Annotated in this window: 14 protein-coding genes; 4 read left to right on the forward strand and 10 right to left on the reverse strand. The window is 63.9% G+C overall.

Going from position 1 to position 12,618, the window contains the following annotated elements:
• Nucleotides 1-33: 33 nt before the first annotated feature.
• Nucleotides 34-1,071: an aspartate-semialdehyde dehydrogenase gene (locus tag IVB42_RS15035; RefSeq protein ID WP_018457983.1), complete on the forward strand. Its 1,038-nt coding sequence runs from the start codon at nucleotides 34-36 to the stop codon at nucleotides 1,069-1,071.
• A gap of 118 nt (nucleotides 1,072-1,189) precedes the next feature.
• Here IVB42_RS15035 and IVB42_RS15040 read toward each other — a convergent pair whose 3' ends face one another.
• From IVB42_RS15040 to coaD, 8 genes are all read right to left on the reverse strand, one after another.
• Nucleotides 1,190-1,420: a type II toxin-antitoxin system VapC family toxin gene (locus IVB42_RS15040; protein ID WP_245288491.1), complete on the reverse strand. Its 231-nt coding sequence runs from the start codon at nucleotides 1,418-1,420 to the stop codon at nucleotides 1,190-1,192.
• The gene (locus IVB42_RS15045; protein ID WP_018457984.1) at nucleotides 1,417-1,578 is read right to left on the reverse strand and encodes a type II toxin-antitoxin system VapC family toxin; all 162 of its coding nucleotides are present in this window, start codon (nucleotides 1,576-1,578) and stop codon (nucleotides 1,417-1,419) included. Before IVB42_RS15045 ends, IVB42_RS15040 begins: the two co-directional genes overlap by 4 nt.
• Nucleotides 1,578-1,820 (reverse strand): type II toxin-antitoxin system VapB family antitoxin, encoded by a 243-nt coding sequence (locus IVB42_RS15050; RefSeq protein WP_018457985.1) that lies wholly within the window; start codon nucleotides 1,818-1,820, stop codon nucleotides 1,578-1,580. The genes IVB42_RS15045 and IVB42_RS15050 overlap by 1 nt, the downstream gene beginning before the upstream one ends.
• A gap of 57 nt (nucleotides 1,821-1,877) precedes the next feature.
• Entirely contained in the window at nucleotides 1,878-2,951 is a 1,074-nt protein-coding gene (gene queA, locus IVB42_RS15055) for a tRNA preQ1(34) S-adenosylmethionine ribosyltransferase-isomerase QueA (protein WP_018457986.1), read from the reverse strand.
• Nucleotides 2,952-3,093: 142 nt separating this feature from the next.
• Nucleotides 3,094-3,558 carry a peptidylprolyl isomerase gene (locus IVB42_RS15060; protein WP_018457987.1) on the reverse strand — a complete coding sequence of 155 codons (465 nt, stop codon included), beginning with the start codon at nucleotides 3,556-3,558 and terminating at the stop codon, nucleotides 3,094-3,096.
• On the reverse strand, nucleotides 3,555-3,980 hold the full coding sequence (locus IVB42_RS15065) for a hypothetical protein (RefSeq protein WP_018457988.1): 426 nt from the start codon (nucleotides 3,978-3,980) through the stop codon (nucleotides 3,555-3,557). Before IVB42_RS15065 ends, IVB42_RS15060 begins: the two co-directional genes overlap by 4 nt.
• An 8-nt stretch (nucleotides 3,981-3,988) precedes the next feature.
• Nucleotides 3,989-4,552: a peptidylprolyl isomerase gene (locus tag IVB42_RS15070; RefSeq protein WP_018457989.1), complete on the reverse strand. Its 564-nt coding sequence runs from the start codon at nucleotides 4,550-4,552 to the stop codon at nucleotides 3,989-3,991.
• 41 nt (nucleotides 4,553-4,593) lie between these two features.
• Nucleotides 4,594-5,088 (reverse strand): pantetheine-phosphate adenylyltransferase, encoded by a 495-nt coding sequence (coaD, locus tag IVB42_RS15075; protein ID WP_018457990.1) that lies wholly within the window; start codon nucleotides 5,086-5,088, stop codon nucleotides 4,594-4,596.
• 247 nt (nucleotides 5,089-5,335) lie between these two features.
• Here coaD and IVB42_RS15080 point away from each other — a divergent pair, with 247 nt between their 5' ends.
• Together IVB42_RS15080 and IVB42_RS15085 are read left to right on the forward strand one after the other, a co-directional pair.
• Complete coding sequence (locus IVB42_RS15080; RefSeq protein ID WP_018457991.1) at nucleotides 5,336-5,593, forward strand: hypothetical protein; 258 nt, start codon at nucleotides 5,336-5,338, stop codon at nucleotides 5,591-5,593.
• A 206-nt stretch (nucleotides 5,594-5,799) separates the two neighbouring features.
• Nucleotides 5,800-7,653, forward strand: a complete 1,854-nt coding sequence (locus IVB42_RS15085; protein WP_018457992.1) for a KUP/HAK/KT family potassium transporter — start codon at nucleotides 5,800-5,802, stop codon at nucleotides 7,651-7,653.
• 105 nt (nucleotides 7,654-7,758) lie between these two features.
• On the opposite strand, the gene gyrA is transcribed toward IVB42_RS15085, so the two are convergent.
• Nucleotides 7,759-10,503 carry a DNA gyrase subunit A gene (gene gyrA, locus IVB42_RS15090; RefSeq protein WP_018457993.1) on the reverse strand — a complete coding sequence of 915 codons (2,745 nt, stop codon included), beginning with the start codon at nucleotides 10,501-10,503 and terminating at the stop codon, nucleotides 7,759-7,761.
• A 370-nt stretch (nucleotides 10,504-10,873) separates the two neighbouring features.
• Entirely contained in the window at nucleotides 10,874-11,371 is a 498-nt protein-coding gene (locus IVB42_RS15095) for a single-stranded DNA-binding protein (protein ID WP_018457994.1), read from the reverse strand.
• A gap of 459 nt (nucleotides 11,372-11,830) precedes the next feature.
• On the opposite strand from IVB42_RS15095, the gene IVB42_RS15100 reads away from it, so the two are divergent.
• Nucleotides 11,831-12,613 carry an outer membrane beta-barrel protein gene (locus tag IVB42_RS15100; RefSeq protein WP_247397164.1) on the forward strand — a complete coding sequence of 261 codons (783 nt, stop codon included), beginning with the start codon at nucleotides 11,831-11,833 and terminating at the stop codon, nucleotides 12,611-12,613.
• The last annotated feature ends 5 nt before the right edge of the window (nucleotides 12,614-12,618 follow it).

The following is a 12,618-nucleotide window of genomic DNA, read 5'->3' on the forward strand; positions in this document are numbered from 1 at the left end:
CCGGGGCTTTTTTGTTGTTTAGATCGCAATTCAATGGAGGACAAAGTGAGTAACGATCCCGTCGTCGCGATTGTCGGCGTCACCGGTGCGGTGGGCGCCGAATTCATCGCCACCATGGACAAGCGCGGCTTTCGCGTCGGCAAGCTCAAGGCGCTGGCCAGCGCCCGCTCGGCCGGCAAGACGGTGTCGTTCCGTGGGCAAGACGTCGTCATCGAGGAGCTGACCGAACGCGCCTTCGAAGGCGTCGACATCGCCCTGTTCTCCGCCGGCGGCAGCATCTCCAAGAAGTTCGCGCCGATCGCAGTCAAGGCGGGCGCCGTCGTCGTCGACAACTCCTCCGCCTTCCGCATGGACCCGAACGTGCCGCTGGTGATCCCCGAGATCAACGCGAATCGCATCCGCGACCACAAGGGCATCATCGCCAACCCGAACTGCGCCGCCATCACGGCGCTGGTGCCGCTGTGGCCGATCCACCAGAGCAACCGCATCAAGCGGGTGATCATCTCGACCTACCAGGCGGCCTCCGGCGCCGGCGCTGCCGCGATGGAGGAGCTGGTCGAGTCCACCCGCGCCAACCTCAACGGGCAGGTTTATACGCCGAAGGTGATGCCGCATCCCTACGCGTTCAACCTCTTCAACCACAACACGGCGATCGACCCTGACACCGGCTACAACGACGAAGAGACCAAGGTCATCAACGAAACCCGCAAGATCTTTGAGGACGACAAGATCGCGATCGGCGTCACCTGCGTGCGTGTGCCGGTGCTGCGGGCTCATTGCGAGGCCATCACCTTCGAATGCGAGAAGCCGATCAGCGAGGACCAGGTCCGCGCCATCATGGCACGAGCGCGCGGCGTCAAGGTCGTCGACGACCGTGCCAGGAACTACTTCCCGATGCCGATCGACGCCTCGGGCCAGGACGACGTCCTGGTCGGCCGCATCCGCAAGGACTTCAGCGACCCCTCCGGGCATTCGATCTCGATGTTCGTGGCGGCGGACCAGCTGCTCAAGGGCGCTGCGCTCAACGCGGTGCAGATCGCGGAGCTCCTGCCACAGCGGGTGATGGCGTAACGGAAGATGCGTAAGGTGGGCAAAGGCGCGCAAGCGCCGTGCCCACCACTTCGCATCAAGAAAGTTGGTCGGCACGCTTCGCTTTGCCCACCCTACAATGGCAAATAGCGCGGTCAGGTCAACGCGGGGAGAATGTCTGTCTTAGCAAAGTCGGCTCCCTTGAAGAGCAGCGGTTGCGAACGCGCTTTCGCCAAGCGTAGACCGCACAATCGACGATGTTGAGCTGCGCCGGATGCCCCCCGCCCTTGCCGAAGCGTTGAAATGCCTCGAACGCGCCTTTCGCCATGTCTGCGTCGAACGGCACTACGACAATCCCGGCAGTCTCCAGCAATTCGTCGAAGAACTTCACGGCCGATGCTCCGAGGCGAGCAGAGAGAACGATCTTGTTTCCAGGATTGCTACTGCTGACATCGACAGGCTGGCAGCATCCAGCATGGCTTTCCGATAGCGCTGCCCATCTGGCTCGTTGGTGACGGTCGCGACGATCGCAGACGTATCCAGCACCATCAGGACGGCAGCCCGAAACGGTCATAGCCGAGGATTTCGTCTGCAGGCCGAGAATCGAGAACGGGCAAGCCAGCGGTTCGCTCGAGGAACGACGTCAGGGCGGCCCTCCTATCGACCGCCGGCGATGCCACGCGAGACAAGCGCTCCTCGATGGCGCGTTCGAGCGCCGTCTCGATATCTTCCCCCGTCAAGCGGGCGAGGCGCTGGGCAAGCTCATCGACTTTCGCGGAACGGATGTTCATCGGCCACTCGATCCATGCAAAACGTATGAGCAGTATAGCACGAGAACGCCGCCCGCGTCACTCCCGCGCCGGAAACAGCAAACAGGCATCCCCGTACGAATAGAACCGATAGCCGGTTGCGATCGCGTGTGCATAGGCTTGCTGCATCGCCTCCAGCCCGGAGAACGCCGACACCAGCATGAACAGTGTCGACTTCGGCAAATGGAAATTGGTCAGCAGAATATCAACGGCGCGGAAGCGATAGCCGGGGGTGATGAAGATCGACGTCTCGGCGGCGAACGGCTCAATGGTGCCGTCCTCGCTGGCTGCGCTTTCGATCAGGCGCAACGACGTGGTGCCAACCGCGATGATACGGCCGCCGTTCTTGTGCGCCGTGTTGAGCCGCTCCGCCGTCTCGGACGACAGCGTACCCCACTCGGCATGCATCTTGTGGCCTTCGGTGTCGTCCACCTTCACCGGCAGGAAGGTCCCTGCCCCGACATGCAGCGTGACGCGATTGATGCCGACGCCGCGCGCGTGCATCGCCTGCTCCAGCGCCGGGGTGAAATGCAGGCCTGCTGTCGGCGCGGCAACGGCGCCTTCGTTCACAGCGAACATGGTCTGGTAGTCGGCGAGATCCTGATCATCAGGCGTGCGTTTCGAGGCGATGTAGGGCGGCAGCGGCGGGCTGCCGAGATCGGCGATGGCTTGATCCAGCGTCGGGCCGTGAAACGAAAATGACAGCGTCACCTCGCCTTCCCCGCCCTTCGCCTCGACCTCGGCGTCGAGATGGCCGAGCAGGCAGACCTTGCCCTCATTGCCGAAGCGGATGCGGTCGCCGGCGATGAGTTTCTTGGCAGGCTTCACCAACGCCTGCCAGCGCGAGCCGTCGAGGCGCTTGATCAGCGTTGCCTCGATCTTCGGCTCGGTCTCGCGGCCGATGCGACGGCCTTTTAATTGCGCCGCGATCACCTTGGTGTCGTTGACGACGAGCTGGTCGCCCGGCTTCAGCCATTGCGGCAGGTCGGTGATGATTTGGTCGCGCAGCGTGCCGCGATCGACGACCAGCATCTTCGCGGAGTCGCGCGGGCTCGCCGGGCGCAATGCGATGCGCTCGGCGGGCAGGTCGAAATCGAAGAAGTCGGTGCGCATCTCGGTCTCAGGGCCGCACAGTCACTCCTCATCCTGAGGGGTGCGGAACGCGCGTCTCGACGGATGAAGGCCCCGCTGCTGCAGCTCGGCCTTCATGGTTCGAGACGGCGCCACGCGCCTCCTCACCATGAGGGTTGAACGCCTACGCCGCGTCAGCCGCCATCCGCGCCTTGACGATCTTGTCGGGGTTCTGCACGGGCTCGCCACGCTTGATCTTGTCGACGTTCTCCATGCCCTCGGTGACCTTGCCCCACACCGTGTACTGGTTGTCGAGGAAGCGGGCATCGTCGAAGCAGATGAAGAACTGGCTATCGCCGGAATCCGGGCTGGCGGCGCGCGCCATCGAGGTGGTGCCGCGCACATGCGGCTCCTTGTTGAACTCGGCCTTCAGCTTCTGGCCGGAGCCGCCGGTGCCGGTGCCCTGGGGGCAGCCGGTCTGCGCCATGAAGCCGTCGATCACGCGATGGAATACGATGCCGTCGTAGAAGCCTTCGCGCACGAGTTCCTTGATGCGTGCGACGTGGCCGGGCGCCAGATCAGGCCGCATCTCGATGGTGACGGGGCCCTGCGTGGTCTCGAGGATCAGTGTGTTTTCGGTGGCGCTCATGCTCGTCTCTCTTGGGTTGGGGGTGAAGTCCTGTCAGGTGAAGATTTGCGGTTGCGAAACTGGATCGCGAACGGACGCCCCGCAGCGGCGCCGGCCATCGCATCGGTAAATGGCATCGGCGTGCAGCGTTGCAATGCCTCCATCACCGCGACCCGGTATTGCAGCCGGTCATTGTCGGAAGCCTCCGCGGATTCATAGGTAATCCTCGGATGGCCCAGAATGTTTCCAGCCCGGTTGAAGCTCACCACGACGGTGATGTCGATCGGGCGGGCCCTGGCGGCGGGCGGCGGCTTCCAGCAGGTGCGCAAATGCCGGAAGATGTCCTGAATGGTGTTGACCTGTGCGTCCTCGGCGACCGCGCCTGGGACGCCGAGCAGCAGCACCGCGGCAACCAGCAGGAGCTTGCCACCGCAGCGCGCCATCGCCGCTCCTATTTGATGTCGGAAGCGACCTGCACCTTCACCATCTTGTCGGGGTCGGTGACGGTGCCGCCGCTCGATCCGGGAGGCGCCTTCTTCAGCTTGTCGACGACGTCCATGCCCTGCACGACCTCGCCGATCACGGTGTACTGGTTGTCGAGGCTGCCGCCGTCGGCAAACATGATGAAGAACTGCGAATTGGCGGTGTCGACGCTGTCGCCGCGCCGGGCCATGCCGACGATGCCGCGCGCAAAATGCACCTTCGAGAATTCCTGCTTCAGGTTCGGATATTTCGAGCCGCCGGTGCCATTGAAGTTCTGACCGTCGCCGGTCTGCGCCATGAAGCCATCCATGACGCGGTGGAACGGCACGTTGTTGTAAAAACCCTCGCGCGCGAGCTGCTTGATTCGCTCGGCGTGCTGGGGCGCAAGGTCCGGCCGGAGCTTGATGACGATGCGGCCCTTGGTGGAGTCGATGACGATGGCGTTGGCCTTGTCGAGGCCGGCCGGCAAGGCTTGCGCGAAGGCCGGCACCGCGAACAGAACCGCGGCAAGAACTGCGAGAATTCGGATCATGACAACTCCGGATCAGAGATGAGAAAGGAAACGCGCCGTTATCAGGCGAATTTTGCCTTGAGCTGGGCCGCAACCAGCGGCGGGACGAAGGCCGAGACATCCCCGCCCATGGCAGCGATCTGGCGCACCAAAGTGGCGGTGATCGGGCGGACCATGGGAGAGGCCGGCAGGAAGATCGTATGCACCTCGGGCGCCATGGCCTCGTTCATGCCGGCGAGCTGCATCTCGTAGTCGAGGTCGGTGCCGTCGCGCAGGCCCCGAATCATGATCGTGGCACCGTGCTTGCGCGCCGAGGTCACCGACAGATCGTCAAACGTCACGGCCTCGAGCACGCAGCCGGCCTGGGCGGCCACCGGCCCGCAGACGTCATGGAGCATCTTCAGCCGCTCCTCGGTCGAGAACAGAGGCTTCTTGCCGGGGTGCACCCCGATCGCGACAACAAGCCTGTCGCACAGCGACACGCTGTGCCGGACCACGTCCAGATGGCCGTTGGTGATGGGGTCGAAGGAACCTGGATAGAAAGCAATGCGCGGCATGGCCACGTCCTACCGCGCCCTGCCCGGCCCGGCAAGCCGGTCAGGTTCCCTGGCGGTTTTTCCGCAGAAGCGTGTCGGAATGCGCCGAATTGTTTCGTCCTGAGGGCGGCCACGACACAAAACGGAGCGCGAACGAAACCATTTCCCGCGTTCGCGAAGACGTCCGGAAACTGGCCATGGTTACTAATCCAGCCAACGAACGACGGGCCGCACACTGGGCGTAGCGGCCGCATCACAGGGGACTGTCATGATCAAGGCTCTTTCGGCGATCGCCATTTCTGCGTGTGTTGCTGCCACCCTCACGCTCCTGCCCGGCTTCGCCCCCACCGTCGAGGCGAGCGTGCCGCAGCCGCTTGCCAAGAGCGACCGGCTCGATATCCGTACCGTCGGCAAGGACTGCTCGCAGCAGGCCTGGCCGAATTTCGAAGCGTCCTGCCTCCGCCAGGCCGGCACCAAAGCCAACATCCGCGAGGCTCGCCTTGTGACTGCCAACCGTACTCCGTAGTGGGGGTCTGTCAGTTTCGCGTCAGCTAACTCTCAAGATAAACCCCAAAGATATACCCCATGGATATTTGCGACGTCCCGTCGCACACTGCCTGATGCTCGCGCCCGTCGGAATGACCCGTCGGGCGCGATCCCATCGGGGGGTCGCCATTGTCCAGCACGCCTGCAGTCGCCTCCGGCCATCAACCTGATCCACTGCCGATTGCCATGACCATGGGCGCCCTCGGGGTGGTCTATGGCGATATCGGCACCAGCCCCCTCTACGCCCTGAAGGAAGCCGCCAAGGCCGCCGCCCATGGCGGCACTTTGACGAACGATGCCGTTCTGGGCGTCGCCTCGCTGATCCTCTGGGCGCTGTTGCTGATCATCTCACTGAAATATGCGCTGTTGATTCTGCGTGCGGATAACCGCGGCGAAGGCGGCATCGTCGCGCTGCTGGCCTTGCTGCATGCCCGCAACGCTCAACCCGGTACCTGGCGCGCGCATTTGCTGGTCGTCGGCCTCATCGGCGCCGCGCTACTGTACGGGGACGGCGCGATCACGCCGGCCATCTCCGTGCTCTCAGCCATCGAAGGTCTGAAGGTCGACGCACCCTCGCTCGCGCCGGCGGTTGTGCCCGTGACCGTCGTCATCCTGATCGGACTGTTCATGATGCAGAAGCAGGGCACCGGCTTCATCGGCCGCATCTTCGGACCGGTGATGCTGGCCTGGTTCTTCGTGCTGGCAGCGCTCGGCATCCACGGCATCGTCAAGGCGCCGGCGGTGCTGGCGGCGCTCAGCCCGCTCTATGCGTTCGACTTCCTGATCCATCAGGATTTTCATGTCTCCTTCGCGATCCTGGGGGCCGCCTTCCTCGCGGTGACCGGCGGCGAAGCCATGTACGCCGACATGGGGCATTTCGGCCGCCTGCCGATCCGGCTGGCCTGGTTCGCGATCTGCCTGCCTGCGCTCGTGCTGAACTATTTCGGCCAGGCCGCGCTGCTGATCACCGATCCCACCATGATCGAAAATCCGTTCTTCCAGCTCTGCCCTGACGCCCTGCATTATCCGCTGGTCGCGTTCTCGGCGGTCGCGACCGTGATCGCCTCGCAAGCCATCATCTCCGGCGTGTTCTCGTTGACGCAGCAGTCGATCCAGCTCGGCTTCCTGCCGCGCATGCAGATCCGTCACACCACGAGCGACGCGATCGGCCAGATCTACGTGCCGTTGGTGAACTGGCTGCTCGCCGCCGCAACGCTCGGCGCCGTGCTGAGTTTCGGCAGCTCGGAGGCGCTGGCCGGCGCCTACGGCATCGCGGTGTCGCTATTGATGGCGATCACCACGCTGCTCGCCGCCCTGGTCGCGATCCAGTGGGGCTATTCACCGTGGCTCGTGGTTGCCGTGAACGGCTTCTTCTTCGTGATCGATTTGATCTTCTTCTCGGCCAATTCGATCAAGCTGTTCGAGGGCGGCTGGTTTCCGCTGATGCTGGCGGGCTTCGTCGCCTTCCTGATGCTGACCTGGCGCAGCGGCGTGAAGCTCGTCGAAGCCGCACGCGCGAAGCTGCGCCAGCCCGAGGAGGATCTGATCGAGACCGCGGTCAACCAGTGCAGCGCCAGACTCCCCGGCACCGCCGTGTTCCTGGCCTCGGCGCCGCGCGGCGTGCCGCTGGCACTGACCCAGTTCGTCAAGCACAACCACGTGCTGCACGAGCGCATCGTCCTGGTCACCGTGCTGATCGAGGAGCTTCCTCACATCGCCGACGAAGACCGCATCGAGGTGATCGAGATCATTCCCGGCATTACCCGCGTCGTTCTGCATTACGGCTTCATGCAGAACCCGACGATTTACGAAGGGCTGACCTTCGCCTGCCGCCACGGCAAGCTGCCCGGCATCGACCTCTCCGACATCACCTATTACGTCGGCCGCGAGACAATCATCCCGCGCGAGGACGTGCCGGGCATGTGGGTCTGGCGCGAAACCGTGTTCGCCTTCCTGCAACGCAACGCCGAACGCTCCGCCGCGTTCTTCGGCGTACCTACCAAGCAGGTGGTGGAATTCGGCACGGAGCTGGAGATTTAGCTGGTCAGTGCAGTATCCGGATCGAGCACAACTCAATCCGGGACAGCCGTCCGAATGAAGAACCCGGATTTCGCTTGCGCTCCATCCGGGCTACGGGGTGACGCATCACTCCCCGTTCGACTCCCCATTCGCCCCGTTTCCGCTCTCGGCCTCTTCCGTGATGTGCTCGACCGAGACGACGTGTTCGTCCTCCGCGGTGTCGAACACGATCACGCCCTGGGTCGAGCGGCCGGCGACGCGGATGCCTTCGACCGGGCAGCGGATCAGCTGACCCTTGTCGGTAACCAGCATGATTTGATCAGCATCCTCCACGGGGAACGACGCTACGAGGTTGCCGTTGCGGTTGTTGACGCTCATGGCGACGATGCCTTTGCCGCCGCGGCCCGTGGTGCGGTACTCGTAGGACGACGTCCGCTTGCCGTAACCGTTGACGGACACGGTCAGCACGACCTGCTCCTGCGCTGACATCTCGACGTAACGCTCCTGGGCGAGTTGGAAGCTGCCGGAGGTCTCCTCGGTCTCGGCGTCCGCCGCCGGCTCCTCGGCCGCAGCTTCGCCGGCGACCGCACGACGCATCTTCAGGTACGCCGAGCGCTCGTCGGACGTCGTCTCGACGTGGCGCAGGATCGCCAGCGAGATCACCTTGTCGCCCTCGGCAAGCGCAATGCCGCGCACGCCCATCGAGGTGCGGCCGGTGAACACCCGCACGTCGGTCACGGGGAAGCGGATGCACTGGCCGCCGGCGCCGGTCAAAAGCACGTCGTCGTGCTCAGTGCAGATCTGCACGTCGACGATCGCTTCATTGTCGTCGAGCTTCATCGCGATGATGCCGGAGCGGCGGACATCCACGAAGTCGGACAGCTTGTTGCGCCGGACGTTGCCGCCTGTCGTGGCAAACATCACGTCGAGATTGCCCCAGGTGGACTCGTCCTCCGGCAGCGGCATGATGGTGGTGATGCGCTCGCCCTGCTCCAGCGGCAGGATGTTGATCAGCGCCTTGCCGCGCGCATTCGGCGCGGCCATCGGCAGGCGCCAGACTTTGATCTTGTAGACCTGTCCGCGCGAGGAGAAGAACAGCATCGGAGTATGCGTGGACGCCACGAACAGCCGGCTGACAAAATCCTCATCGCGGGTCTGCATGCCGGCGCGGCCCTTGCCGCCGCGGCGCTGGGCCCGGTAGGCCGACAGCGGCACGCGCTTGACGTAGCCGGCGTGCGAGACGGTGACGACCATGTCCTCGCGCTGGATCAGGTCCTCGTCCTCGACCTCACCTTCCTGCTCGATGATGACGGTGCGGCGCGGGGTTGCGAACTCGGCCTTCACTTCGGCGAGCTCGGACTTGATGATGCCCAGCACGCGGTCGCGCGAGCGCAGGATGTCGAGATAGTCGGCGATCTCGCCGGCGAGCTTGTCGAGCTCCTCGCGGATTTCGTCGCGGCCGAGTGCGGTGAGGCGTTGCAGGCGCAGATCGAGAATGGCCCTCGCCTGCTCCATCGACAGCCGGATCGTGCCGTTCTCGCTGATGCGGTGGCGCGGATCGTCGATCAGCGTCAGCATGTCCTCGACGTCCCGGGCCGGCCAGTCGCGCGACATCAGGGTGTCGCGGGCGGTGGTCGGGTCGGGCGAGGTCCGGATGACGCGGATCATCTCGTCGATATTGGCGACTGCGATGGCGAGACCGACCAAAACATGGGCGCGATCTCGGGCCTTGGCGAGCAGGAACTTGGTGCGCCGCGTGACGACCCGCTCGCGGAAGTCGACGAAGATCGCCAGCAGGTCCTTCAGGTGCATGACCCGTGGACGGCCGCTGTCGAGCGCCACCATGTTGACGCCGAAGCTCGTCTGCAGCGGCGTGAACCTGTAGAGCTGATTGAGCACCACATCCGGCACGGCGTCGCGCTTCAATTCGATGACGACGCGGTAGCCGTCGCGATCGGATTCATCGCGCAGGTCGCCGATGCCTTCGATCTTCTTTTCCTTGACCAGCTCGGCGATGCGCTCGACCATCGTCGCCTTGTTCACCTGGTAGGGAATCTCGGTGATGATGATCGCCTCGCGCTCCTTGCGGATGGTCTCGATCGCGACCTTGCCGCGCATCATGACCGAGCCGCGGCCGAGGTGATAGGCGGCGCGGATGCCCTGCCGTCCGAGGATGACGCCGCCGGTCGGGAAGTCCGGTCCCGGCACGATGTTGATGAGCTCGTCGATGGTGAGCGCGGGGTTGTCGATCAGCGCGACGCAGGCGTCGATGACCTCGCCGAGATTGTGCGGCGGGATGTTGGTCGCCATGCCGACCGCGATGCCGCCGGCGCCGTTGACGAGAAGGTTCGGGAACTTGGCTGGCAAGACCGACGGTTCGGTCTCGTTGTTGTCGTAGTTCGGCTGGAAGTCGACCGTGTCCTTGTCGATGTCGGCCAGCAGAGCCAGCGCCGCCTTCGTCAATCGGGCTTCGGTATAACGATAGGCAGCCGGGGGATCGCCGTCGACCGAGCCGAAATTGCCCTGGCCGTCGATCAGCGGCACGCGCATGGAGAAGTCCTGCGCCATCCGGACCATGGCGTCGTAGATCGACTGGTCGCCATGCGGATGATATTTACCGATGACGTCACCGACCACGCGGGCGGACTTGACGTACTTCTTGTCCGGCGTGTGCCCCTGCTCGTTCATCGAGTACAGGATGCGGCGATGCACCGGCTTCAGGCCATCGCGGGCGTCAGGCAGCGCCCGCGCCACGATCACGCTCATGGCGTAGTCGAGATAGGACTTCTTCATCTCCTCGAAGATGGAGACGGGGCGAATATCCGAGGGTTGCGCCGGCTGGTCGCCGGGCTTGTCGTCGTCGTCAGCCAAGGGGAAATCCGGTGAGGTTTTATCTGGGAATCATATAGCGCATCGAGCCTCTGATAACCACCCTCGCGGCGTTCTGGGAAGCGCTTTTTCCGCCTATTTTTCCAACAACTTAAGCCCTTGCGAGCGGTGTCTCGGACAGCACTCGCATCGGCCTTGCAAAATCGCCGCTCACGCGTGGAAAACCGCGCGGTGAGCTTGCCGCGTCGGCGCGTTTGCCAAGCCGCAATCCGAGCTCACCCCAAACATGAAGCGGGCCCGGAAATGCCGAGCCCGTCCTGTCGATTAGTGGGATGTTCTGACATGAGATGAGAAGCGCCGCCCATCCGGCCGGGCGTCCGCATCAGGCGCCGCGTTCTTGGAGCGGAATCGCTCAGAACGGGATATCGTCGTCCATGTCGCTGTTGCGGCCACCGCCGCCGGCGGCAACAGGGCGCCGCGGCGTGCTGCTGACCGGACCGGAGGAGCCGAAATCGCCGCCCGGCTCGTCGCCGAAGCTGCCGCCTCCGCCACCGCCGCTACGACCGTCCAGCATCGTCAAGGTCGAGTTGAACCCCTGCAGCACGACTTCGGTCGAGTACTTTTCGACACCGCTCTGGTCGGTCCATTTGCGGGTCTGGAGCGCACCCTCGACGTAAATCTTGGCGCCCTTCTTCAGATACTGTTCGGCGACCTTGCAGAGCCCTTCATTGAAGATCACGACGCGGTGCCACTCGGTCTTTTCCTTGCGCTCGCCAGTCGCCTTGTCGCGCCACGTCTCCGAAGTCGCGACGCTCAGATTGGCGATCGGCCGCCCGTCCTGGGTGCGGCGGATTTCAGGATCCTTGCCGAGATTTCCAACCAGAATGACCTTGTTGACGCTTCCCGCCATCTCCGCTCTCCGCTCCGAATGCCACTGAATTCAAGAAGGCCGGTCCGCTCCCGCGTTCCGCCGTGCCTGTTGAGGCGACCCTATACGCTCGCCGAACACTTGCGGACGACGATCAGGCCGTCACCCTTCCGGTTATCCCCACATATAGCATCGACCTCCGGTTCGTTCCAGATTTGTTCTTGGCGAAGACAGATCTGAAGGCGTGGGATCGATCGGCCACATGTGTTGCGGAAAGGCACACGTCGATTGGAACCTTTGTAGGTTCCCAAAAATGGAAGAAAGAACTTAACATTCAGCAAGTTATGGGTACTCGCACTGCCCCGGTCTTGTTGCATTTGGGAGACGGACTCTGCCGCTCCGTAGAGCTACGGTTGCCTCGGACTTAGTTCATATGGGCCCTCGCGCCTGATCAGCCGCTTCGGGGAAATAAGAAGCGGACGAAACCTGGGGAGACTGGCAATGAATAAGCTTCTTATTTGTGCAATCGGTGCAGTGGCGATGGGCTTGTCGGCTCCCGCAAGCGCGGCGGACATGGCCGCGCGTCCCTACACCAAAGCCCCGCCGCCGGCGATTGCCGCCATCTACGACTGGAGCGGCTTCTACATCGGCATCAACGGCGGCGGTGGCTCCAGCCACAAGTGCTGGGACTTCGTCACGCCCGCGACCGGCGTTCTCGTCGGCGAAGGCTGTCACAATGCAACAGGGGGCACCGTCGGCGGCCAGATCGGCTATCGCTGGCAGTCCGCCAATTGGGTGTTCGGTCTGGAAGGCCAGGGCAACTGGGCTGACTTCCGGGGCGACAACGTGAGCACCCTCTTCCCTGGTACCGCTTTGGTGACGGGTGATCGCAACCGTTCCCGCATCGACGCTTTCGGTCTCATCACCGGTCAGGTCGGTTACGCCTGGAACAACGTGCTGCTTTACGTGAAGGGCGGCGCCGCCGTCGTCGGTGACAAGTACGACATCTACGCTGCTGCGGGTACGCCCGGCGCGGGCGCGCTGCTGGCTTCGGCCCGGGAGACTCGCTGGGGTGGCACGGTCGGGGCCGGTCTGGAATTCGGCTTCGCCCCGAACTGGTCGCTGGGCTTTGAGTACGACCACATCTTCCTTGGCGATCGCACGATCGGCTTCACAACGCCCGCGGGTGCGGTATTCGGCAGCGACCGGATTCGCCAGGACGTAGACATGGGCCTGGTGCGCTTGAACTATCGCTGGGGCGGTCCGGCCATCGCAAGGTACTGATCGCG

The sequence above is a fragment of the Bradyrhizobium sp. 45 genome, assembly GCF_023073155.1.
In the GTDB taxonomy this organism is placed as follows: domain Bacteria; phylum Pseudomonadota; class Alphaproteobacteria; order Rhizobiales; family Xanthobacteraceae; genus Bradyrhizobium; species Bradyrhizobium canariense_D.

Excerpts from the sequence above, each read along its gene's own strand:
- IVB42_RS15035 (WP_018457983.1), top strand. The coding sequence starts at position 34 with ATGGAGGACAAAGTGAGTAACGATCCCGTCGTCGCGATTGTCGGCGTC.
- IVB42_RS15045 (WP_018457984.1), bottom strand. The coding sequence starts at position 1,578 with ATGGTGCTGGATACGTCTGCGATCGTCGCGACCGTCACCAACGAGCCA.
- IVB42_RS15050 (WP_018457985.1), bottom strand. The coding sequence starts at position 1,820 with ATGAACATCCGTTCCGCGAAAGTCGATGAGCTTGCCCAGCGCCTCGCC.
- queA (WP_018457986.1), bottom strand. The coding sequence starts at position 2,951 with ATGCGCACCGACTTCTTCGATTTCGACCTGCCCGCCGAGCGCATCGCA.
- IVB42_RS15060 (WP_018457987.1), bottom strand. The coding sequence starts at position 3,558 with ATGAGCGCCACCGAAAACACACTGATCCTCGAGACCACGCAGGGCCCC.
- IVB42_RS15065 (WP_018457988.1), bottom strand. The coding sequence starts at position 3,980 with ATGGCGCGCTGCGGTGGCAAGCTCCTGCTGGTTGCCGCGGTGCTGCTG.
- IVB42_RS15070 (WP_018457989.1), bottom strand. The coding sequence starts at position 4,552 with ATGATCCGAATTCTCGCAGTTCTTGCCGCGGTTCTGTTCGCGGTGCCG.
- coaD (WP_018457990.1), bottom strand. The coding sequence starts at position 5,088 with ATGCCGCGCATTGCTTTCTATCCAGGTTCCTTCGACCCCATCACCAAC.
- IVB42_RS15080 (WP_018457991.1), top strand. The coding sequence starts at position 5,336 with ATGATCAAGGCTCTTTCGGCGATCGCCATTTCTGCGTGTGTTGCTGCC.
- IVB42_RS15085 (WP_018457992.1), top strand. The coding sequence starts at position 5,800 with ATGACCATGGGCGCCCTCGGGGTGGTCTATGGCGATATCGGCACCAGC.
- IVB42_RS15095 (WP_018457994.1), bottom strand. The coding sequence starts at position 11,371 with ATGGCGGGAAGCGTCAACAAGGTCATTCTGGTTGGAAATCTCGGCAAG.
- IVB42_RS15100 (WP_247397164.1), top strand. The coding sequence starts at position 11,831 with ATGAATAAGCTTCTTATTTGTGCAATCGGTGCAGTGGCGATGGGCTTG.